The following is a 22,653-nucleotide window of genomic DNA, read 5'->3' as shown; positions in this document are numbered from 1 at the left end:
GAGGCAGAAGTCACGGACGCGCGCAGCCGCGCGCGTTCACATGGATCGCGTAAAGTGATCGCGTCGCCACAATAAACAACTGGGCGCGCCGAGGTCCGCCGAAAGTCAGATTTGCAACAGTCTGCGGTATTCGGATTTTACCCAGCAGCGTGCCGTCGGGATCGAAACAATGGACGCCATCGCCGGCACTGGTCCACACCCGTCCCTCAGTGTCCAGCCTGAAACCGTCCGGCACGCCAGTGTCGATTTCGGCAAATACGGCGCCTCCGCTGAGACGCCCGCCGTCGCCCACATCGAACACCCGGATGTGGTGCGGTGCGGCGCTGTCATGGCTCCGTCCGGAATCGGCCACATAGAGTTTTTTGAAGTCGGGCGAAAAAGCGAGCCCGTTGGGCTGAACGAAATCGTCAACGACCGCCGTGATGTTCCCCGTGGCTCCATCGATGCGATAAACGCGTCGGCGTGCCTGCTCGGGCTCCGCCTTGTAACCCTCATAATCGGAGAGAATGCCGTAGGTGGGGTCGGTGAACCACACGGCGCCGTCCTCATGGACGACCACATCGTTGGGTGAGTTGAGTTTTCCGCCCTCGAAACTGTCAGCGAGGACAGTGAGGCCACCATCGGGCTCGGCCCGGACCACGCGGCGTGCGCCGTGCTCGCAACTGATGAGACGTCCGTTCCGATCGCGTGTGTTGCCGTTGGCGAAATTCGACGGTGCCCGGAAAACGGATACGCCCGTCTCCGGCGACCAGCGTAGCATACGGTTGTTGGGAATATCGCTCCAGATCAGATGCCGCCAATCCTCGCACCAGACCGGCCCCTCTGCCCAGAGGCAATCGGAATAGAGTTCCTCGAGAAAAGCATTGAGGATGATCAGGTCGCGGAACCGATCGTCGCGAATCTCGTAGAGGTTTTCACTAGGCATGACATTGGCTCTCGATACTTGGAGGAGGCACCCTCAAATCCGCACGGTTCGACTGCTCGCCGCAATGATGACGCCGATAATGATGATACCCGTCATAATCATCCGGTATCCTGCATCGAAGCCATATGTGTTGAGCATCGAGACGACAAGAAACATGAAGAGCGATGCACCCCAGATCCCTGGTACATTGGAGTCGCCTCCCGCAACCGATGTCCCGCCGATGACCACCACGGCAATGGACATGAGCAGGTACTCCGCGCCCATATTAAGCGCAGCACCGCCCGAAAAACTCGCTAGGAAGAAACCGCAGATGGCCGCGAGCACGGCGCACAGCACATAGGTGAGGCACCGCACGCCATCGACCGGTATTCCTGCCAGCCGCGCGGCGCGCATGTTTTGCCCCACCGCTATCACCCAACGCCCGAATACGCTTTTTTCGAGCAATAGGTAGATGAGGGCCGAGATCAGCAACGCCACCCAGGCGAGATTGGGCAAGCCGAATGTGAAGCCGACCGCGAAATCGGACAAAGGCTGGGGCGGGCGGATGCGCAGCCCTCTGTTCGTCCAGATCGCGGTGGACTGGATGATAAAGCTCATCGCAAGCGTCGCGATGATCGGCGGAATGCGCAGGAGTTTGATCAGCGAATAGTTGGCCAGTCCCACGCCCAGCCCGATGCCGGCGGCAATGAGAAAGCCAGGTACGATCAGGCTCGCATCGACATTGATGAATTTCAGCGCCACCGTACCCGAAAGCGTCATCGTCGCCGGGATCGAAAGATCGACATTGCCTGGACCAAGCGTGATGACGAACATCTGTCCCAACCCGACAATGATCGAGAAGGCAGCGAAGGTAAACGCAGCTTGCGTAAGCCCCACCATGCTGGCCCCGCCCGTAAACATGACGGTGATCGTCCACACGACTGCGGCGGCCACGAAAGACCAGATCCAACGGCTTCGGTAGATGGAAACCAACTGGGTCAAGCGCGCTTCTCCCTGCGTTCCCTGCGGTTGAGCAGGAGTCGTATGGCGAGCACGATTATGAGGATGGCACCCTGGACGCCGATCTGCCAGTCGGGCGAGATCTGCAGGAACGACAGGAAGGACGCGGCCAGCGTCAGTGTCAGCGCGCCGATTACCGCGCCGATCGGCGAGACCCTGCCACCGACAAACTCGCCTCCGCCGAGAATAACCCCGGCAATCGAAAGCAACGTGTAGCGCAGCGCGATGTTGGCGTCGGCGGCAGTCGTCAATCCAACCAGCACGATCCCGGCAATGACTGCGAATGTCCCGGCCAGCGCGTAGGTCATGGCGCGGACCTTGACGACCGACCACCCGGCCCGTTCGACTGAACGACTGTTGCCTCCGACGCCCCGCATGACAACCCCGAACGACGAGCGCATGACGATGAGATGCGCCACAATCGCGATCAGCACCGAGGCAATGATCGCCATTGGAACGAAGGGCGGCCGGGATGTCATGATCGCCCGTATCCACTCGGGTGCCGAGCCCCCCGGCGAGGGCAGGAGCAGGACGGCCAGTCCCGACCAGACAAAGCTCATGCCCAGTGTTACGACGATTGCCGGCAGATTGCGCAGATAGATGACAACGCCCATCAGGGCGTAAACCCCCACAGCCGCAGCAAGAATGATCAACCCGATCAAGGGATCTGATTCCAGGAACGTCGCCGTTACGCAGGCCGCAAAGCTAACGAAAGCGCCGATGGAAAGGTCGAGATCGTTGACCGCAATGATGAGCATCTGGGCAATCGTTGCCAGCGCGATGGGCACGGCGAGATTGAACATCAGGTTCAAGCCCATGTAGCTCATCGTTCGGGGCTGGAGGTAAAAGACCGCAGCGAGTAGCGCCGCCAGCGAAAAGGCGGGGACGAGGATACGCAGGCTGTCGGCAGAAAAAAGAGTCTTCATGCCACGCGCTCCCCGAATGATGCGGCAAGGATATTCTCTTCGCTCACCGCGTCGCCTTCCAATTCGCGGACGATACGGCCTTCCCTGAAGACGTAGACACGGTCGCACACGCAGACTTCGTCCATTTCGGTCGAGTACCAGATGAACGTACGTCCACTGTCCGCTTCTTCGCGCAGCATTTGGTAGACATCCTGCTTGGTGCCGATATCGACCCCGCGCATGGGGTCGTCCATCAACACAAGCGGTGCTGATGTCCCCAGCGCCCGAGCGAATAGGGCCTTTTGCTGATTGCCACCCGAAAGCGACAGGATGGGATGATCGAGATTCGGCGTGCGAATGCCGATCTTCTCGTGCCAGGTGCGTCCGTATTCGGCTTCCTGAGCCCGGTCGGTCAATCCGAACCGCTGCCACCGCCCGAGGACCGCGATGGTCATGTTGAGCAAGATACTCCATATCGGAAAGACGCCATCGACGATCCGGTCTCCGGCCACAAAGGCCGCTACGGGCTCGCGCCGAGCCCACCAGTCCCCGGAAACCGACATGAAGAGGTCGACGATGAGTTGGGTTTGCCCGTGCCCGCTCAGCCCCGCCAAACCGACGAGCTCACCTTTGAAGGCCTCGAATTCCACTGCATCCCGCTCGCGGGGAAATGCGATCACCGGCGCCTCACTGACCGCCCGCTTCGCAACCGTCCGCCGTCCGGCGCTTTCGGCGGCAACGCTGCCCATGGCTTGAACCAGACTGCCAACGGTGAAGGCGCTCGAAGGCTTGTCGCTTACCACCTTGCCGTCCCGCATTACGACAATGCGATCCGAGACGTCGAGCACCTCGCCCAGAATGTGAGAAATGAAAATGACGGCGCCCCCCGCCGCGTTGAACGTTTTGACATAGGCGATCAGCTGCTCGGCACGGGAAGCATCGAGGGAGGACGTCGGCTCATCGAGAATGACGAGAGCGGTGGGCGCGCCATGACTCGAAAAGGCGATCGCGATCTCCGCCATTTGGCGCTGCGCTATCGACAGTTCGCTTACCGCACGACCGCTGTCAATTCCATGCCCTGGAAAGATCTTGTCGAGAAGCTCATCAACCATCGAACGTGCCTGGCTGCGCCATCCCGGTCCCGACAGTCCCGAATGCGCAATCCGCATGTTTTCAACCACCGAGAGGTTGGGGCATAGCGAAAGCTCCTGAAACACGCACCGGATACCCTGCGCCCGCGCAACTCGGATCGAGAAATCGGACGATACCTGGCCACTGGAAAGCGTTATCTGCCCCTCGTTCAGACCGAGGCCGCCATTGATGACATTGACCAAGGTGGATTTGCCGGCACCGTTGTGCCCGACAAGCCCCACGCATTCGCCGGGCGCTATGGCGAAATCCGCTCCGTCGAGCGCTTTTACGGCCCCGAACAGCTTCCGTGCTCCGGTTATTTCGATAACCGGCCTTTCGGACATGTTGGTGTCCATCGCAGATACGCTCATGCCGACTTGAACTTCACCCATATTTTCCGAAAGAGAAGGCGGCGTCATGCACAAAGTCAGTGACGCCGCCTCTTCAGGAGGTCTTATTTGGCTGCGGCAATCACAGCCTTGGCATCATCGAGCGAATATTCGACATTGGCCACGCCGCCCTCGGGCGTCGTTTCCAGCGCTTCCTCCAGCGTGTCCTGCGTGATGGTAAGGAAGGGAACCACGAGATCCTGTGGCACGTCTTCACCATCGAGGATCTGCTGGGCCACCCAGAAGGCAAGGGTGGAAACGCCCGGCGCAATCGAAACCGACATGGTTTCGTAGCCGTTGGCGTCCTTTTGTTCCTTCCACCATGCGATTTCGTCCTGCCGGTTGCCCATGATGATGATGGGCATATCCCGGCCAGCCGCAGCAATGGCTTGGGCCGCACCGTAGCCGTCACCGCCCTGCGTTACGACAGCGTCGATTTGTGGCAGGCTGGGAAGTACGCCGGCAACTGCACGCTGGGCGACATCCTGTGCCCAATCGCCGTGAACCGAACCCACGATCTGGAACTGGGAAAACTCTGCGACGCCCTGATGGATACCGGCGGAAATCTCGTCGTCAACGAACACACCGGCCAGCCCGCGGATTTCGAGGAGATTCCCTCCCTCGGGAATGCGCCCGGCAAGATATTCGACCTGCACGCGGCCCATTTCGCGGAATTCGACGGCAATGCGCCATGCGCATGGCTCAGTCACGATGCCGTCGAACGAAACGACGATGACGCCGGCGTCACACGCTTCGCGGACCGCGCCGTTGAGAGCGGTTGGCGAGGCGGCGTTCAAGACAATGGCGTCGTAACCCTGCAGGATAAGGTTCTGAATCTGCGCCGCCTGTTCGGTGGCCTGGTTCTCGGCCGTGGTAAAGGCGTCCGCCGCCGCAACCACACCTACGCTGACGGCCTCGCCTGTCACCAGCTCCCAGCTGGTCAGCATAGCCTGGCGCCATGAATTGCCTGCATAATTGTTGGAAAGCGCAATGCGCTTGTCCGAGGTATCGGCAATGGCTGCTGCCGGCATCCCGATAGCGAGCACAGCGACCGATGCCAGGAGCATCTGCGAAATCTTCATGTCTCTCTCCCTTTGCGGCCACCCCTCCCGGCGGCCAGATTCTCAGGCGCACCGCGTGCACCAGAATGGAAAGGACAATGCCTTGAGGGCGTCAGGGCCGGTAGGTCTCGAAAAGCATGTTCGATGCAGGGATCGGCGAATGTTTTGCGGGAACCCGCAACCGTCGCAGCGCGTCTACGGTCGCCATCGCCGGATCGACGGTTTATGATTGGCGCGAGAGGATGGGGAGAATGCGGAAACGGATACGTCCGGCTGAGTTGCTCAAGCATTATGCCGGCATATCGCGACTGCTTGCCGGCCAGCTCGAATTTGCGTCCGCGATCAAAGCCGTCGCGGTGGAAATAGGCCAATTCCTGCCCCACGACCATATCGATGTCTGCATCGTCATGATCGATGGCAAATACCATACAGCCTATGAGAACGGCATCGACACCGATTGGGGTCGGCTATCTGCCGCCCCTATTGAGCAAAGCCCTATCCGCAGCCTCCTTTGGGGCGAGGATCGATATATCTTGACCGACGATGCGAGCGTCGATTCACGGTTCCATTTCGAAGGGGCTTTCGATCGTCCGATCTTCGATCAGACGCTACGCAGCCGCCTGCACGTACCCATGACGGTACAGGGGGAGGTGATTGGCGCCCTGAGCTGCTCGTCCCACCAACCCGGTCTATATACGCTTGAGGACGTAGTGAATGCGCAGGCGATAGCCGATCTCCTCGCACCCTATTTCTTTTCGTTGCGAGCAGCCCAGCTGGCACAGCATTCGGCCATCGTGCAGGCCGAGGCTCGCGCCCGGGAGGAGGGGTTGCGCCAGGGAGCGCTCAACCTCACGGAAGCGCTCGAGCGCGAACGCCAACGCATCGGCATGGACTTGCACGACCAGACGCTGGCGGACTTGACCCGTCTGACTCGGCAAATCGAACGGCTCGCGGAGCGGCCCGAGATCGAGGGCCAATCCCTCGAACCGATATCGCGTAGTCTGCAGCGCTGCATGCAGGAGTTGCGGCGCATCATCGAGCATGCGACGCCTTCGGTGCTACAACTGTTCGGCTTCGCGTCCGCGGTGGAAACGCACCTTGAGCGTGCGACGCGCGACAGCGGCTCCAGCATCGTATTCCGGCTTGTCGACGAAACGGAGGGCGCAATCGATGCGCTCGAACCCATCGTGCGGATCGCCCTTTTCAGGATCGTTCAAGAAGCCATCAACAATGCGGTGCTTCATTCGCGGTGCACAAGCGTTTCGGTGAGCCTGGAAGCCAGACCGGCGATCATCGAGGCACGCGTCATGGATGACGGTTGCGGGATGCGCGGCGAGGACCTCTACAACTCTGGCGGGCTCGGCAATATCGCGACGCGGGCGCAATTGATTGGCGCAAAGATGGACGTTAGCAGCGGCCCAGGCGGTAAGGGGACCGCCATTGTCATAAGTGTTCCCCGGCCAGCTGCCACAGCGCCAGGGCCTGCGTCAGAGGCTGTCACGCAAGAGGCCGAACCATGAAAATGCTGATTGTCGAGGACGACTCGCTTCACCGCGCCTATCTACGCGACACAATCGCTGCCGCGTTGCCTGAATGCACGGAAGTCATCGAGGCGGCGGATGGGCTCGTCGGCGAACAACTCGCGCGCGAGCACAAGGCGTTGCATATCGTCATGGATCTGCAGATGAATGCGCGTACCGGCATCGAGGCAGCCCGCAACATATGGCGGGAGCGGCCCGAAACCTGCATTCTATTCTGGTCGAACTATTCCGACGAGGCATATGTACGTGGTGTCTCACGGATCGTGCCCGAAGGGGCCGCTTATGGCTATGTGCTCAAGAGTGCAACGGATGCACGGCTCAAGCTTGCGCTGCGCGGGATATTCGTTGAGGGCCAGTGCGTCATCGACCGCGAAGTACGCGGTGTGCAACAAAAGAGCCTCGGGCACCGCGGCGGGTTTACCGAAAGCGAATACGAGGTGCTCGTCGATATCGCGCTCGGGTTGACGGACCGGGCCATAGCTCATCGCCGGTCCCTGTCCTTGCGCAGTGTACAGAACCGCCTTCAGCAGCTTTACGACAAACTCGAGTTGTACAAGGACGAGCCGGAAGGGCAGCAGCCCTCAACCTTCAACCTTCGGACCCGCGCCATTTCGGTTGCCTTGCTCAGGAAACTGCTCAACGCCAACTCGCTCGAACAGGCCGAACTCGAACTGTCCGAATGGCGCGCGCGGCACCAGTGACTTTGCATTGATTGCCCGGCCGGAAACTGCAGATCCGGTCTTGCTGGCAGGCAAGACCGGATCTTCAGGATTTTGTTTCCCTGGCATTCCCAAACTTGAATCGCAGTGGCGATCTTCGAGAAAGTGGCGCTATCCGGCCTTGTTCTTATTATAGACGTCGAAGATAACGGCGGCGAGCAGCACCAGGCCCTTGATCATCTGCTGCCAGTCGATCCCGATGCCCATGATCGACATGCCGTTATTCATGACGCCCATGATGAACGCCCCGATCACCGCGCCCACGACGGTACCGACGCCCCCGGCCATGGACGCCCCGCCGATGAACACCGCCGCGATCACATCGAGCTCGAAGGTTTCACCCGCCTTGGGGGTCGCCATGTTGAGGCGGGCTGCGAAAACGAGTCCTGCGAGGGCGGCCAGCATGCCCATATTGGCAAAGACGAGGAAGGTCAGGCGCTCCGAATTGATTCCGGAAAGCTTGGCGGCTTTCTGGTTACCACCAACTGCATAAACTCGACGGCCGATTGTCGTGTGCTTGGCAATGAAGCTATAGCCGCCGATCAGCAGCGCCATGATGATGAACACGTTGGGGAGGCCGCGCGAAGTGGCGAGCAGATAGGTGAGGTAGACGATTGCGCCCGCAACCAGGACGTTTCGGGCCACAAAGAAGGGGAACGGTTCATCAGGGATGCCGTGCTTCTTTTCCTTGTTGCGCGCCATGACGCCCATGGCGACGATTGCCGCAGCGGTGAGGATTCCCAACACCAGCGACGTCAGGTGCAGCCCGTCGCCACCCAGGACATCGGGAATGAAGCCCGAGGAAATGGCCCGGAACTCGTTGGGGAACGGGCCGATGGACTGCCCTTTGAGCAGCACCATCATCATGCCCTTGAAAACGAGCATGCCGGCAAGCGTCACGATAAAGCTCGGGATCCGCCAATAGGCAATCCAGTAGCCCTGCATCGCTCCGATGGTCGCCCCGACCGCGAGGCAGATGATGGCAGTGGGAATATAGGGGATGCCCATATTGACCATCAACACTGCCGACAATGCGCCGATAAAGCCCATCACCGAGCCGACCGACAGGTCGATATGGCCAGAGACGATCACCATAAGCATACCCACCGCCATGATGACGATGTAGCTGTTCTGAAGGACGAGGTTGGTAAGATTGACCGGGCGCAGCAAGATGCCGTCCGTGGCGATCTGGAAGAATGCCATGATCGCGATCAACGCGAACAGAATGCCGTATTCGCGCACATGGGTCTTCAGGAAATCGAAGGAGGCCGACCGTCTGGACGGTGCTTGCGTAGTCGAGATTTCGGTCGTCATGCTCTCTCGCCCTTATTGAGTATCATGCTCATTATTTTTTCCTGGCTCGCCTCGGCAATCGGCAATTCACCCACAAAGCTTCCCTCATTCATCACATAGATGCGGTCTGTGATGCCCAACAGTTCCGGCATTTCCGAAGAAATGACGATGATCGCCTTACCGGAGGCGGCAAGGTCGTTGATGATGGAGTAAATCTCGTATTTGGCGCCCACATCGATCCCGCGTGTGGGCTCATCGAGAATGAGCACATCGGGTCCGGCAAACAGCCACTTGCTCAATACAACCTTTTGTTGGTTTCCACCCGAAAGATTGACCGTCTTCTGGTCGATGCTCGAGCTCTTGATGGCCATGCGGCGGCGGTAGCTTTCGCCGACCTCCCGTTCCTTGCGCCTGTCAATAACGATACCTTTGGCAACGCCCTTCAGGTTGGCAAGGGGAATATTGCGGCGAATGGTGTCGATAAGCACGAGGCCGAGCGACTTGCGGTCCTCGGTTGCATAACAGATTCCGTTGCCGATGGCCTTCTGCACCGTGGAAACGTCGACCGGCATGCCACTTTTCAGGACCTCGCCTGAAATCTTTTCGCCGTACGACCGGCCGAACAGACTCATCGCCAGCTCGGTGCGGCCGGCGCCCATGAGGCCGGCTATGCCAATCACTTCGCCCGCGCGCACATGGAACGACACGTCGTTGACGACCTTGCGGTCGGTATGAACCGGGTGATGCGCCGTCCAGTTCCGCACTTCGATCAGCGTATCCCCGACGCTAGCTTCGCGCTTGGGGAAGCGATCATTGAGCGGACGGCCAACCATGTCGCGAACGATATCGGCTTCCGCGATCTGGCGCGCATGGCAATCGAGCGTCGAAACCGTGGCACCGTCGCGCAGTACCGTGATGCGGTCGGCGACCTGCGAAATCTCGTTGAGCTTGTGCGAGATCAGAATAGAGGAGACACCCTTGGCCCTGAGATCGACCAGGAGGTCGAGCAACGCCTGGCTGTCCTTTTCGTTGAGGCTCGAGGTCGGTTCATCAAGGATCAGGAGTTTGACTTCCTTGGACAGCGCCTTGGCGATCTCGACCAGTTGCTGCTTGCCCAGTCCCAGATGGGTAACCTTCGTGCGTGGGGACTCCTTGAGCGATACGCGCGCGAGAAGTTCCTCGGTGCGCCGGTAGGTCTCGCCCCAGTCGATCACCCCGCGCGAGGCGCGCTCATTGCCCAGAAATATGTTCTCTGCGATCGAAAGGAGCGGTACGAGGGCCAGCTCCTGGTGGATGATCACGATCCCGGCGCGCTCGCTATCGGCAATCCCGCCGAAGCGTTTTTCTTCGCCTTCGAAATAGATGTGCCCTTCATATTCCCCATGCGGATAAACCCCGCTGAGGACCTTCATGAGCGTCGATTTGCCAGCGCCGTTCTCTCCGACAAGGGCGTGGATTTCACCCTGTTCGACCGTCAGGTTGACGTTGTCCAGCGCGTTGACGCCCGGAAAGGTCTTGGTGATTCCCCGCATTTCGAGGATGGCAGTCATGGCGCACCGGAAAGTCTGGATTGATACCGTAAGCCTTGCGGCGCAGCGGAGCCGCCGCGCCGCAAGGCAAGGGACGTATTAGTCGACGATCTGGTCGCGGGTATAATATCCGGAACCGAGCAGGACGTCTTCCCAGTTATCCGCCGTCACCAGCACCGGGTGCAGCAGGTAGGAGGGGACGACCTTCACGCCGTTGTCGTAGGTGTCGGTATCGTTGATCTCGGGTTCGCCGCCCGCAAGCAGCGCCGAGACCATGCCAACGGTCACGCGTGCCAGTTCGCGGGTATCCTTGAAGATCGTCGAGTACTGGTCGCCCGCAAGGATCGCCTTCACCGACGGTACCTCTGCATCCTGGCCGGAGATGATCGGCATCGGGAGGTCATCGCTGCCATAGCCCACGCCGCGCAGCGAGGAGATGATGCCGATCGAGAGGCCGTCATAGGGAGACAGAACGGCGTCAACGCGTTCTTCGGTGTAGTGGGCGCTGAGGAGGTTGTCCATGCGTGCCTGGGCGACCGAGCCGCTCCAGCGCAACGTACCGACGGTATCCATGCCGGTCTGGCCGGACTGGATCACCAGCGTGCCCGCGTCGATATGGGGCTGCAGGACGCTCATAGCGCCGTTGTAGAAGAAATAGGCGTTGTTGTCGTCGGGCGAGCCGCCGAACACTTCGAGATTGAACGGGCCGGAATTGCCCGGAATGCCGAGGCCATCGAGCAGCGACTGTGCCTGCTGCACGCCAACCTGGAAATTGTCGAACGTTGCATAATAGTCGACATTTTCAGAGCCACGGATGAGGCGGTCATACGCAATCACGCTGATCCCGTTCGCAGCAGCCTCTTCGAGCGCCGCAGAAAGTGTGGTGCCGTCGATCGCAGCGATAACCAGAACATCGACGCCGCGGACGATCATGTTCTCGATCTGGGCAAGCTGGTTGGGAATATTGTCTTCAGCGTATTGAAGATCTGTGGCGTATCCCGCCTGATCGAACAGTTCCACCATGGAATTACCGTCCGAGATCCAGCGGGCGGACGATTGGGTCGGCATCGAGATGCCGACGAAACCGCGCTCCTGTGCGAAGGACGGCGCGGCGGTCATGGACGCGGCCAGCATGAATGCGCCCGCGCCAAGCAGAATGGACTTCATTGTAACGTCTCCCTAGGTTTTTGCCGCGAAAGCTCTCCCGGCACCTCCGAGCACGGGCCGCAAGTGCCCGTACCCTCGCAAGCTGACATATAATATGATTTATTGTAAAGAGGGCTTCGCAAGTTACCTTAACGCGTCGCGCGTCGAAGCGCATTCATGGAGCGGTCAAGGCCGCTCTGTATGGCCCGGCGCATGTAGACCCGAGCACTTTCGGGTTCGCGTTCGGCGATGGATTCCGCGATTCCGCGATGAAAGCGTACAGCCTGTTCCAGGGCCTCGCCGCCTTCGACCGGCGAACTCAGGGTGAACGTGGCTGTAAGCGCTACATCGACGACTGCACTGAGCGACACCATGAACGGATTGCCGGAAGCCTCGGCCACCACCCTGTGAAATTCGAGATCGTGGAACGCGAACTCGTCCGCAGACTGTCCGGGGTGGGCCATCATCGTCACCCAATGATGGAGCATGTCCGCCTGTTCCTGGGTACGTCGAACGGCAGCCAACGCCGCAGCCTCGGGCTCGACTGCCATCCGGACTTCGCCAAGGCTGACCACGAATTCGGGTGCAGGTCCACCCTCCAGATGCCAGATGAGCACGTCGCTATCGAACATGTTCCAACTCGCGCGCGGCAGCACGCGGGTGCCAACGCGCGCCTTGGCTTCAATGAGCCCTTTGGCAGCAAGCGTTTTAAGGGCCTCACGTACAACGGTCCGGGACACGCCGAACTGTTCGATCAAATCCGCATCCCCGGGCAGCAATTGGCCTTCCGCATAGGTGCCCGAGACGATGCCTGTGCCCAGCGCCCAAATGACCTGCGAGTGAAAATTGCGAAGGCGCCGGATACCCGATCGCCTGGCGCCGGTCGTGCTTTCGATACCCGATGCAACCTGGGTCATGCCGATCTCCACCCTCGCCGCTTTGTGCGGGTCACCGCCTTCGTCGCGTCACTCTAGGCATATTGTAATATTGTTTACAAGCGGCGTGGCGCAAAGATGGTGAGATCGGCACCGCCCCTTGGCCGCAGCCAACCTAAGGATGACCGCGGGGCGGGGTTGCGGTCTACGGTCTTCGCCGCTGTAAGCCTACTGAATAGCAGTATGCAGGATAGGAGGTGCCATTTCCTGCCCGGGCTCGATTTCGATTCTGAGACCCGAAGCATCGAACAGGTGCCAGCGGGCCGGCACGGGAGAAACGTTGAGGATGTCCCCTCGCTCCACCGCGCTTTGGCCGGGCTGATGGATCAGGAGGGGCTCGCCGTTGGGACGCGAGCAATGAATATAGCTGTTGGCTCCGTGCTGTTCGGCGACGCTTACCGTGACCGGCCAGCCGCTCCCTTTGCCCTTGGAGACGATCAGATCCTCAGGCCGCACGCCGACACTTACCTTCTGGCCGGCAGCCAGAGACGCAGTTCGGCGGGGCAAAGTCATCGCAGGGAGATCGGGGGAGGTGAAGGTGAATGTTTCCCCGCTCACTTCACCAATTGTCCCTTCGACGAAATTCATGCGCGGGGAGCCTATAAAGCCTGCGACAAAGGCGTTGCGCGGCTGGTTGTAGAGCTCGAGAGGCGCCCCGACCTGCTCGATCACCCCGCCGCGTAGCACCACGATCTTGTCGGCCATCGTCATCGCTTCGATCTGGTCGTGGGTCACATAAATCATCGTGTTGCCCAGCCGCTCGTGCAGCCGGGTAATCTCTATTCGCATCAGCACTCGAAGTTCGGCATCGAGATTGGAAAGCGGTTCGTCGAAAAGAAAGATCTTGGGATCGCGGGTGATGGCACGGCCGATGGCGACCCGCTGCCGCTGGCCTCCCGAAAGCTCCTTGGGCCGGCGCTCGAGCAGTTGTTCGATCTGCAACAGCCGCGCCGCCTCGCCCACGCGTCGTTCGATCTCGGGACGCTGCATCCTGATGTTTTCAAGCCCGAAGCTGAGGTTTTGCCGCACCGTCATGTGGGGATAGAGAGCGTAAGACTGAAAGACCATGGCGACTCCCCGGTCGGCGGCCGGAACGTGCGTGACGCTGTCTCCGTCGATCAGGATATCGCCGGAGGACACGTCTTCCAGCCCCGCGATGAGCCTCAGAAGCGTTGACTTGCCACACCCGGAAGGGCCGACGAAAACCACGAATTCGCCGTCCTCGATATCGAGATCGACCCCCGGCAACACGTTCACCAGGCCGAACGATTTGGCGACTTTTTCAAGAACAAGCTTAGCCATGGATCCAGTGTCCTATTTGATGCCGGTGGAAGCGATGCCGCTGGTGATGTAGCGCTGGAGAAAGATGAACGAGAGTGCCAGCGGCAGGGCGGTCAGTGTCGTCATCGACAGCAGCAGGTCGTAACGGATTTCGTTCTCGTTCTGATAGGATGCCAGCGCCAATTGCAGGGTGAAGACCTCGCGCCGGTTCAAGACGATCAGCGGCAAAAGGAAGTCGTTCCATCGGGAAAGAATGGAGAAGATGGCGACAACCGCCAATGCGGGCGACGAGAGCGGAAGGATGATCCGCCAGAAAATGCGCCACTCGCTGGCGTGATCCATGCGCGCCGCTTCGATCAATTCGTCGGGGATGGTCAGCATGTACTGGCGCAGCAGGAACACGCCGGTCGGCGTCGCGACCGTGGGGAGTATGACACCCCAAAGGTTGCCGACCAGACCCAGTTGCGCGACGATCAGGTATGTCGGCACGAGGACCACGGTTGCGGGGATCATCAGCGTCGCCAGGATCGCGAGCAGCGCTACATTGCGGCCTCTGAACTTGTATTTCGAGAGCGCGAACGCAGCCATGGAATTCATGATGAGGGTTATGACCGTAGCCACGACCGTGATGAACAGGCTGTTGTAAACGTATCGCCAGATGTCTCCACCCTGGCCGACGAGAAGATTGGTGTAGTTCTCCAGCACGAAATTGACTTGCCGCAACGGAACCGCGCTGGCCACAGGGACGGTGAACGGACCGGCTTCCACGTCTTGTGGATCGATCATCTGCGCATTGAGCCCGACCCGCCGTATCTGCGCGAGAAGTCTCACTTCACCATCCTCCCCCGCGACCTCGAATAGGGGCAGGGGCTGTGCGTACCCCTCAACTTCGACACGTTCGGCTGAATAGGGAAGGACCGTGGGCGGAAATTCCGAAAGATTGGCTGGCGTCTTGAACGAGGATATGACGACCCACAGCACGGGCGTGAACATCACAAGCACGCCGAGTAGCAGGAAGCCGTAGGTTAGGGCATCCGACCAATCGAACCCCTGCCGGCCGCGGCGGGCAAAGAGCCACGAAAACGTGCCGGAGGGGGCCGACTTGCGAGCCAAAGTGACGTCAACCATTCTGGGCTCTCCTCGAGAGATGAAGTTGGATGGCGGTGAAGACCAGCAGCGCCGCGCCAAGCAGCAGCGAGGCGGCCGCCGCCAGGCCGAAGTTGCGGGGCTGAATGGCGAACCCGATTTCGTAGATATATTGAACCATCAGCATGGTGGCCGAGCCCGGCCCGCCCCCCGTGAGAATGTAAAGCTCGTCGAAGGTCTGCACCGAGCGGATCATCGAAAGAATGAAGACGACGAGCAGCACCGGACGCAAAAGCGGTAGGGTGATTTTCGTGAACACGCGCCAGTTGCTGGCTGAATCCATTTTCGCGGCTTCATAAACGTCGCGCGGTATGGCCTGCAGCCCTGCAAGCAGGATGATCGTGTAAAAGCCCATATGAGCCCAGACCGTCACGAATACCGACCAGAAGAAGGCAGTGTTGGGAAACACCAGCCAGTTGACGGGGTTAAGTCCGATTGCGGAAAAAATACCGTTAAGCGCGCCGTTGCGCTGCAATATCCACTGCCAGGTCAAGGCGACGACAACCGGCGAGAGCATAACGGGGAAAAAGAACACGCCGCGGAAAAAGCCACGGCCGCGTATCTCCCTGTTGAGGCAGAGCGCAGTAATGAGCGCGATGCCGATCATGCACACGACCTGGATAGGAACGAACGTCAGCGTATTGCCCAGAGCCCGCCAGAACAGGTCGCGCGAACACGTTGAGGGATCGAGATAGTTCGTGCAGTCGAAAAGCGTCTCATAATTGCGCCCGCCGACCCAGGGCCGGTCCTGCGGGTAAAGCCGGTCGCTTCCGGTCAGCGAATAAAAGACGTTGATGAGCACTGGCAGGAGCGCGAAGAGCATCACAGCCGTCAGATTGGGGATGAGGAAGAACCAGGGCATCCGCTTGATGCCGATGAGACGCTGGACGCCCGACATCACTGGTTCGATGACACGTGCGGGCAGCGACATAAGGCCGAAGCCGGCTCTGGATACCCAGTTGGTGGTGCTCATCATGCCTCCCCGGATGATCGCGCAATTCTGACGCGCCCTGAGAACGACGCGTGGAGCCTGCCTGAGGAGTAGGGGGCCCGGAAGCCTCGGCCCTTGTCGGACCGGAGCGTATCCAGGCCCCCGTCACGCCGCTCAGGGAGGCGACGAAGCCTGCATCAGGTCCCGGCTGCCGCTTCGATGGCCAGGTTCACGTCCTGCGCGATGCGATCAAGGGCCGCATCGATGCTAAGCTCGTTGTTGAGAACCTGACTGATGCGCGTCGTCAGCGCATTCATCATGGCCCGCTGGAAGCGCCAGCCCTGGAAACGATAAGCAGCGGGCGCCATCTTCGGGATCTGGTTGGTGAAGGTTGCCAGTGCCTCCTGCGTGCGTTCCGACGCCGTGGGGTAATCGACGCCATCCTCGACCAACGTGCGGCCTGCCGGAATTTCCACAAGCGTGCTGACCACTTCCCGCATGTTTTCGGGCTGTGCCAGGTAACCGATCCAGGCACCGACCACTTCAGGGTGTCGCGTATGGGCAAACCCGACCAATGCCCCGCCGCCGGGCATGACGGTGCAGGAGCCCGGACCGCATGGCGCATCGATTACTTTCCAGTCGAAGAGATCGCCGACCTCGGCATCCATCTGCCAAAGCGCCCAGGAGCCGCCGAAATACATGACGACGTTGGCATTGAGGAAATCGGAGAACAGCTCGCGGTGCGTCGCGCCGCCAACCGCGCCCCAGAGATCCATCGGCATGACGCCAGTCTGGTGCCAGTCGACGAATTTTTCAACGGCAAGTCTCAGACCCTCGTCGACAACCGGATTTCCTTCCTCATCCACCAGTTCCGCGCCGTGGCTGATCGCCAGACTTGCAAAACGATGCCCCGAACGGTCCATGGACATGGCGAATTCAGTCCCGGTCGCTGCCGCAACCTGTGAGGTGGCCTCGGCCCATTCGTCCCAGGTCGCACCCTCTTCCGGTAGGGGAACGCCGGCCTGCTCGAAGAGGGTGAGGTTCACGTAGCCGCCATTCACTGTAAGTGTGAAGGGCATGCCGTTGATCGCATCGCTGCCAGGATTGGCACCGCGAAGCCAGATCAGGGTCCCGCCGAACTCGTCTTCGAAGAAATCGCTGTCCACATACTCGGAAATGTCGAGGTAATACCGGCTGAGGCCGCCCAAGTCGGTGACCACGGCGGCATCGGGGCCTTCGCCCGATTCGAGCTGCACCGGCAGCGCCTCCAGAATGGCCTGGTAAGAGACGAGCTCGAAATTGATGCTCATCCCTGGATGTTCCGCTTCGAACCGATCGGCGATCATGCGCATCGTGTCGCAATCGTTGTCGCCGCAGTAAACGGTGATTTGCTGCGCGAAGGCACTGCCCGAGAACAGCGCCCCGGCCAGCAGACCCAAAGCAGAAGAGGCTGCCAAGGATTTCAATCTCATGTTTAGTCCTCCCTATTGTCGCAGTCCTCCAACTGCGATACCTCAAAAGAATTATCTGGCCTTACCAGAATGTCAACCGGGGGCGGGAGAAAGATTCCGGCGGGGGAACTTGTCTTCGATCAAAATCTAGAAGTGGCCAGGAAATCCGGGATTTTCCCGTATTTAAACAGGTGCATGGCCCCGAACTTGCGGTCATTGCGTGGTATGGCCTATGCTTGACAGGCCCGCAATTTTGGATATCTGGTCTGTCCAGAAACAATAATTCGCGTTGAGCGGAAGCGAGGAGAAAGCCAAGATGGTGAGGTTTGCGGCTGTCGGCATCGACCACGGCCACATATTCGAGCACGTGAACGGCCTTAAGGCGTCGGGAGCCCAGTTCGCTGGCTTTTGTCCGGAGTCGTCCATACCTGGATTGGTCGACGCGTTCAGGAGAACTTATCCCGATGCGGCCGAGTTGGAACGGGACGCGATCTTTGCCGATGATAGCATCGATGTCATCTGTATAGCTGCCGTTCCGCGGGACCGTGCAGCGCTGGCGATTCAAGCGATGGACGCTGGCAAGGATGTCATGGTCGATAAGCCTGGGGTCACCACCTTCGAGCAACTCGAGGCCGTCGAGGCGACGGTTGCGCGGACCGGCCGCATTTTTTCGATCTGCTTTTCCGAAAGATTCTGCGTTCCTTCGGCCGTCGTGGCCGGTAAACTGGTCGCCGACGGAGCGATTGGACGCGTGGTTCAGACAATAGGTACCGGTCCACACCGGCGCGGGACGGGGCGACCGGAATGGTTTTTCGACCCCGATGCGTTCGGAGGCATCATCGTCGATATCGCCTCCCACCAGATCGATCAATTTCTGTTCTACACCGGTTCTGAAACGGCACGGGTCCTTGCCAGTACCGTTGGTAATTTCGCCCATCCGCAGATCCCGCGCTTCCAGGATTTCGGGGACGTGCTCCTGGCGAGCGACAAGGGCGCGGGCTATATCCGCGTCGACTGGTTTACCCCTGAGGGACTGCCCACGTGGGGAGACGGACGGCTGACCATTCTGGGAACCGAGGGCTATATCGAGCTACGCAAATACATCGATATCGCTGGCCGGCCTGGCAAGGATCACCTGTTCATTGTCGATTCCGAGGGTATCCGCCACATCGATTGTGGAGATGAACCGCTCGAATACTTCGACAAGTTCCTCGCAGACGTCCGCGATCGCACCGAAACGGCGATGACCCAGCGCCACGCATTCGAGGTGTGCCGGCTCTCGCTCGAAGCCCAGGCAAGCGCAACCGTCCTGACCAACGGTGAAAGGTAGGTCGACAGATGACACGCAGGTACAATGTAGCCGTGATCGGCGCGGGAATTGCCGAGCGGCACCTCACGGGGTTCAACTGGAACAAGGAGCGGTTTGACGTGCGGGTTCTGTGCTCGCTCGACGCCGACCGAGGGCAAGTGCTTGTCGATGCCTTTGGGCTTCCCGAATTTTGTGAGGATTTCGACCAGGTAATTGCCCGGGACGATATCGATATTGTCGACATCTGCACCCCGCCGGGAACCCATTTCGAACTCTGTGAGAAGGCGCTCCGTGCCGGAAAACACGTGATATGTGAAAAGCCGCTGTTCGGATCGCTAAAGCAAGTCGATGACATCGCCGCCATTCTCGATGAAACTGACCGCGTGCTGATGCCGATCTTCCAGTATCGCTACGGCGCGGGATTGCAGAAGCTCAAACGGCTCATCGAGGCCGGATTGACGGGAACGCCGTTCATGACCACCATCGAAACCCATTGGTGGCGCGGCCCCGCTTATTATGAAGTGCCCTGGCGCGGGAAATGGGCGACCGAACTGGGCGGGGGCCTGCTCGGCCACGCCATCCATGCGCACGATATGCTCAACTATGTTCATGGCCCTTCCGCCGAAATCTTTGCTTATGGTGCGACGCTGGTAAACCCGATCGAGGTCGAGGACACGATGGCTCTCGCAGTCCGCATGGCCAACGGTTCACTGGCTACGCTCTCGATGACGCTCGGCTCGCACAAGGAGATTTCGCGGTTGCGGTTCTGCTTTGCGGATCTGACCGCCGAAAGCATCACCGAACCCTATACAATGGCACGCGACCCGTGGGTTTTCACGGCTCGGGACGAGGCGCATCAAAATCGGATAGAGGAGGTACTTGCAGCGTTCGAGCCGACCGAGGACGGCTACACACGCCAGTTCGAGTTGTTCCATGCCGCGCTCGTCGAGGGCGCCGAACCGCCAGTGACGGTCGCCGATGCGCGCCGCTCCATCGAACTGGTCACGGCCGCCTATCATTCGCAGCGCACTGGGCTGCCGGCCAAATTGCCGGTCGACCCGACGCATCCGCTCTATTGCTCGTGGCTTCCGTAACGCTATAAGTCGTCCGGTGATCGGCCGGTAAGGGTACCAGTATCATGGACGCAATGCAGCACCGTCAGGGCTCGCCGCCAGGCGAGCATCGGCTCTACCAGACCGTCGCTCGCAAGATTGCATCGATTATCCGCGCCAACGAGCACGATCCGAATTGGCGCATGCCGTCGGAGCGCGAACTGGCTGAATTGCTGCAGGTGAGCCGTCCCGTGGTCCGCGAGGCGGTAATCGCGCTCGAGATGCGTGGTGTTGTCGAGGTCCGCGGACGATCTGGTATCGTGGTGCTCCCCTCGCTGGGATGCCAGGTGAGTTTCGAGCCCCTCAATGCCGACATTGGCCCTGGCCCATTTGAGTTGCTCGAAGCAAGGCTCGCCATAGAGCCGGGAATAGCCGCACTCGCCGCCGACCGGGTCACCCAATACGACATCGCCTTGCTCGAAGAGTGCATCGCCCGGATGCTTCATGAGCCTGACCACGATTTCTGGAACGAAGGCGGCGATCAGAGCTTTCATTTTGCCCTCGCCAAGATGACGGGCAACGTGATTATCGTGGGAATGGTCGAGGCACTATGGTCGCAGCGCCAGCAGTCGGCGATGTGGCATAAGCTGGTCGAGCATATCGACGTAACCAGCGTGCGTTCCTTGTGGATCGGGGATCATCACGCCATCCTCGCGGCGTTGCGCCAGCGCAATCCCGACGCCGCCCAAAAGGCGATGGGCCGGCATATCCGCAACGTGATCGTCGAATTTTCCGAAGCGGAAGATCGCGGCCATTTGACGGCCTAGGCAATCGGCCCCGCCAGATGCCCGGAACAGGTGGAGCCGCCGGGCTACACCCTTGGACCGATGCGGGTGGTCAGTTCGCCCAGCCCCTCGATAGAGGCCACGCAAACGTCGCCTTCCACGAGCGGGCCGACCCCAGCGGGGGTGCCTGTCATGATGACGTCGCCCGGCTTGATGGTCATGGAGCGCGAGAGAAGGGAAACGATCTCGCTCGTGCTCCAGATCATCTCGGACAGATCGGCCTGCTGCTTGACCTCGCCATTGACCTCCAGGCGAATTTCACCGCGGTCGGGATGGCCTATGTCGGCAACCGGGTGCACCGGCCCGATGACGGCCGACCGGTCGAACGCCTTGCCCCAATCCCACGGGCGACCAAGCTCGCGCGCCTGGAACTGGAGGTCGCGCCGGGTGAGATCGTTGCCGACCGCATAGCCCCAGACATGATCGAGGGCATCGGCCTGCGCGATATTGCGGCCCCCCTTGCCGATAACCGCCACCAGTTCGGCTTCGTAGTGCAGGTTCTCAGTCTCCGGAGGATAATTTACGGTCTCGCCGTCATGAACCACCGCATCGGCTGGCTTGGTGAAAAAGAAGGGGGGCTCACGGTCCGGATCGCGACCCATTTCCCGCGCATGAGCCGCATAATTGCGCCCCACGCAGAAAATTCGGCGCACCGGCAGCAGGTCGTCGGATCCGGCAACCGCCAGGATTGGCGTCGGCATAGGATCAAACACATATCCCATAAAATATGTCCTCCACAGGGATTGATAGACGGCCGTTCGATCCGAACTTCGAGCCGAACCGATCGGTACTTTATCGGTTTCCTCCCGCAGGGTATGATTTTTTCTTTTTGATGCTTTCAGCTGGGAACTAGCGCCAATGGCGAATGAGGACGAGCCGACATCGCGGCAAGAAATCTCTCCCGTCCCCAGTTCGGTCCTCGATACGCGCGGACTCGCCCCGAAGCTCGCGGTGGCCGCATGGAACGAGGGCATAGGGGTGATCTTTGACACGAGACTGAAGATCGATGCCGATGAACGATTTTTTGCCCGTGTCGAATCCTTTCAGATTGGCGATCTCGTCCTTTCGTCTGCCTCCACGGTAGCCCAGAGCTTCGACCGGTCGAATTTCCGCATCGGGCGCGATGGCCTGGATCACTTCATGATCGAGTTTTATACCGAAGGCCATCTGGGCGAGCGAGACGGCGGCACGGACAGCTATACGCGTCCCGGCGATTTATGGGTGAGCGATCTCACACAACCCCAGGCCACGGGCACCACCGATTGCCACACCCTCAACATAATCATTCCCCGGCGCCTTCTGGCACCCTTGCTTACACGGCAGGATGATCACAACACCCGCATTATCAGGCGGGAAAATCCTATGGTTGGACTGTTCTACAACCATCTCGTCGGCCTGTTTGCAGCTGCACCGCAAATGCGTCCGGATCAGGCTGCCGCTCTCGTCCATCCTACGGTTGCGATCGCGGCAGCGGTACTCAACGGCGCGGTGGAGGAAGACGTCATGGACGGGGTAAACTTCTCTCTATTCGAGGCCATTGCTAGCCATGTGCGCGATCATCTGACCGATCCTGGCCTGGCGGCGGAGCCGGTCGCGCGGCGGTTCGGTATCTCGTTGCGCAAACTTTATTACCTCTTCGAAAGGCATGGCGGTTTTGCGTCCTATGTGCAGCGGCAGCGGCTCCGCGCCTGCCGGCAGATCCTCGCCGATCCAGCCCAGCAAGGTCTCAAGATCGCCGATATCGCAGAGCGTTATGGCTTCTCCTACGGTTCCAATTTCAGTTACGCCTTTCGCCGCGAATTCGGCATGACGGCGCGCGATGTGCGCCAACTCGCCCTGGAAGGGCAGGGCAGGCTCGCCTGGAAGGGAAATTCCAGCGAGTGGTGGCACTGGATTTCACGCATGCGTTGATATCATCGGATGCCAGCGCGCATCCGTTGCACGAATTCATAAATTCCGGCGCCATTTCTGCATCCTCACATACATCGTTTGTCTGCCAGCTTACCGGCACGTGAAATCCCCGGCGATATGGATATACGCAGGGCGGGGCGCACGCGACGGGGGA

20 protein-coding genes are annotated in these 22,653 nt (G+C 60.0%); 6 read left to right on the top strand and 14 right to left on the bottom strand.

Features of this window, described 5'->3' with window-relative positions; translation table 11 throughout:
* Positions 1-10 precede the first annotated feature (10 nt).
* The 5 genes from I2G20_RS16480 to I2G20_RS16460 all read right to left on the bottom strand — a co-directional run bounded on the left by I2G20_RS16480 (position 11) and on the right by I2G20_RS16460 (position 5,431).
* Entirely contained in the window at positions 11-925 is a 915-nt protein-coding gene (locus I2G20_RS16480) for an SMP-30/gluconolactonase/LRE family protein (protein ID WP_196260835.1), read from the bottom strand.
* A 33-nt stretch (positions 926-958) separates the two neighbouring features.
* A complete protein-coding gene (locus tag I2G20_RS16475) occupies positions 959-1,906 on the bottom strand; it encodes an ABC transporter permease (RefSeq protein WP_246473141.1) in 948 nt (315 codons plus the stop codon).
* Positions 1,903-2,850 (bottom strand): ABC transporter permease, encoded by a 948-nt coding sequence (locus I2G20_RS16470; RefSeq protein ID WP_196260834.1) that lies wholly within the window; start codon positions 2,848-2,850, stop codon positions 1,903-1,905. Before I2G20_RS16470 ends, I2G20_RS16475 begins: the two co-directional genes overlap by 4 nt.
* Complete coding sequence (locus I2G20_RS16465) at positions 2,847-4,352, bottom strand: sugar ABC transporter ATP-binding protein (RefSeq protein ID WP_425502655.1); 1,506 nt, start codon at positions 4,350-4,352, stop codon at positions 2,847-2,849. Before I2G20_RS16465 ends, I2G20_RS16470 begins: the two co-directional genes overlap by 4 nt.
* Before the next feature lie 62 nt (positions 4,353-4,414).
* Entirely contained in the window at positions 4,415-5,431 is a 1,017-nt protein-coding gene (locus I2G20_RS16460) for an ABC transporter substrate-binding protein (protein ID WP_196260833.1), read from the bottom strand.
* A 230-nt stretch (positions 5,432-5,661) separates the two neighbouring features.
* Here I2G20_RS16460 and I2G20_RS16455 point away from each other — a divergent pair, with 230 nt between their 5' ends.
* Both I2G20_RS16455 and I2G20_RS16450 read left to right on the top strand, forming a co-directional pair.
* Positions 5,662-6,930, top strand: a complete 1,269-nt coding sequence (locus tag I2G20_RS16455; RefSeq protein ID WP_196260832.1) for a GAF domain-containing sensor histidine kinase — start codon at positions 5,662-5,664, stop codon at positions 6,928-6,930.
* On the top strand, positions 6,927-7,652 hold the full coding sequence (locus tag I2G20_RS16450) for a response regulator transcription factor (RefSeq protein WP_196260831.1): 726 nt from the start codon (positions 6,927-6,929) through the stop codon (positions 7,650-7,652). Before I2G20_RS16455 ends, I2G20_RS16450 begins: the two co-directional genes overlap by 4 nt.
* 129 nt (positions 7,653-7,781) lie before the next feature.
* Here the strand turns inward: I2G20_RS16450 and mmsB are convergent, their stop codons facing one another.
* From mmsB to I2G20_RS16410, 8 genes are all read right to left on the bottom strand, one after another.
* Positions 7,782-8,984 carry a multiple monosaccharide ABC transporter permease gene (gene mmsB / locus I2G20_RS16445; protein WP_196260830.1) on the bottom strand — a complete coding sequence of 401 codons (1,203 nt, stop codon included), beginning with the start codon at positions 8,982-8,984 and terminating at the stop codon, positions 7,782-7,784.
* Positions 8,981-10,513 (bottom strand): multiple monosaccharide ABC transporter ATP-binding protein, encoded by a 1,533-nt coding sequence (gene mmsA, locus I2G20_RS16440; protein WP_196260829.1) that lies wholly within the window; start codon positions 10,511-10,513, stop codon positions 8,981-8,983. Before mmsA ends, mmsB begins: the two co-directional genes overlap by 4 nt.
* Before the next feature lie 78 nt (positions 10,514-10,591).
* Positions 10,592-11,659 (bottom strand): multiple monosaccharide ABC transporter substrate-binding protein, encoded by a 1,068-nt coding sequence (gene chvE, locus I2G20_RS16435; protein ID WP_196260828.1) that lies wholly within the window; start codon positions 11,657-11,659, stop codon positions 10,592-10,594.
* Positions 11,660-11,787: 128 nt separating this feature from the next.
* Positions 11,788-12,555: a FadR/GntR family transcriptional regulator gene (locus tag I2G20_RS16430; RefSeq protein ID WP_196260827.1), complete on the bottom strand. Its 768-nt coding sequence runs from the start codon at positions 12,553-12,555 to the stop codon at positions 11,788-11,790.
* 186 nt (positions 12,556-12,741) lie between these two features.
* Positions 12,742-13,875, bottom strand: coding sequence for an ABC transporter ATP-binding protein (locus I2G20_RS16425; protein ID WP_196260826.1), 1,134 nt, complete (start codon positions 13,873-13,875; stop codon positions 12,742-12,744).
* A gap of 12 nt (positions 13,876-13,887) precedes the next feature.
* A complete protein-coding gene (locus I2G20_RS16420; protein ID WP_196260825.1) occupies positions 13,888-14,982 on the bottom strand; it encodes a carbohydrate ABC transporter permease in 1,095 nt (364 codons plus the stop codon).
* Positions 14,975-15,973 (bottom strand): carbohydrate ABC transporter permease, encoded by a 999-nt coding sequence (locus I2G20_RS16415; protein WP_246473140.1) that lies wholly within the window; start codon positions 15,971-15,973, stop codon positions 14,975-14,977. The genes I2G20_RS16420 and I2G20_RS16415 overlap by 8 nt, the downstream gene beginning before the upstream one ends.
* A gap of 155 nt (positions 15,974-16,128) precedes the next feature.
* The gene (locus I2G20_RS16410; RefSeq protein ID WP_196260823.1) at positions 16,129-17,403 is read right to left on the bottom strand and encodes an ABC transporter substrate-binding protein; all 1,275 of its coding nucleotides are present in this window, start codon (positions 17,401-17,403) and stop codon (positions 16,129-16,131) included.
* Positions 17,404-17,698: 295 nt separating this feature from the next.
* Between I2G20_RS16410 and I2G20_RS16405 the strand changes: the two genes are divergently transcribed.
* From I2G20_RS16405 to I2G20_RS16395, 3 genes are read left to right on the top strand one after another with little or no spacing between them, the layout of a single operon-like run.
* The gene (locus I2G20_RS16405) at positions 17,699-18,712 is read left to right on the top strand and encodes a Gfo/Idh/MocA family protein (protein WP_196260822.1); all 1,014 of its coding nucleotides are present in this window, start codon (positions 17,699-17,701) and stop codon (positions 18,710-18,712) included.
* Between the two features lie 8 nt (positions 18,713-18,720).
* Positions 18,721-19,785, top strand: coding sequence for a Gfo/Idh/MocA family protein (locus tag I2G20_RS16400; RefSeq protein WP_196260821.1), 1,065 nt, complete (start codon positions 18,721-18,723; stop codon positions 19,783-19,785).
* 44 nt (positions 19,786-19,829) lie between these two features.
* Positions 19,830-20,570 carry a FadR/GntR family transcriptional regulator gene (locus I2G20_RS16395; RefSeq protein WP_246473139.1) on the top strand — a complete coding sequence of 247 codons (741 nt, stop codon included), beginning with the start codon at positions 19,830-19,832 and terminating at the stop codon, positions 20,568-20,570.
* Positions 20,571-20,614: 44 nt separating this feature from the next.
* On the opposite strand, the gene I2G20_RS16390 is transcribed toward I2G20_RS16395, so the two are convergent.
* Positions 20,615-21,310, bottom strand: a complete 696-nt coding sequence (locus I2G20_RS16390) for a fumarylacetoacetate hydrolase family protein (RefSeq protein WP_196260820.1) — start codon at positions 21,308-21,310, stop codon at positions 20,615-20,617.
* 136 nt (positions 21,311-21,446) lie between these two features.
* Between I2G20_RS16390 and I2G20_RS16385 the strand changes: the two genes are divergently transcribed.
* Complete coding sequence (locus I2G20_RS16385; protein WP_196260819.1) at positions 21,447-22,499, top strand: helix-turn-helix domain-containing protein; 1,053 nt, start codon at positions 21,447-21,449, stop codon at positions 22,497-22,499.
* Positions 22,500-22,653: the final 154 nt, after the last annotated feature.

Origin of the sequence: Pelagibacterium limicola, from assembly GCF_015694405.1 — a bacterium.
GTDB lineage: Bacteria > Pseudomonadota > Alphaproteobacteria > Rhizobiales > Devosiaceae > Pelagibacterium > Pelagibacterium limicola.
The sequence above is the reverse complement of the archived record's forward strand: the minus strand, read 5'-3'. Positions and strand labels throughout refer to the sequence as shown.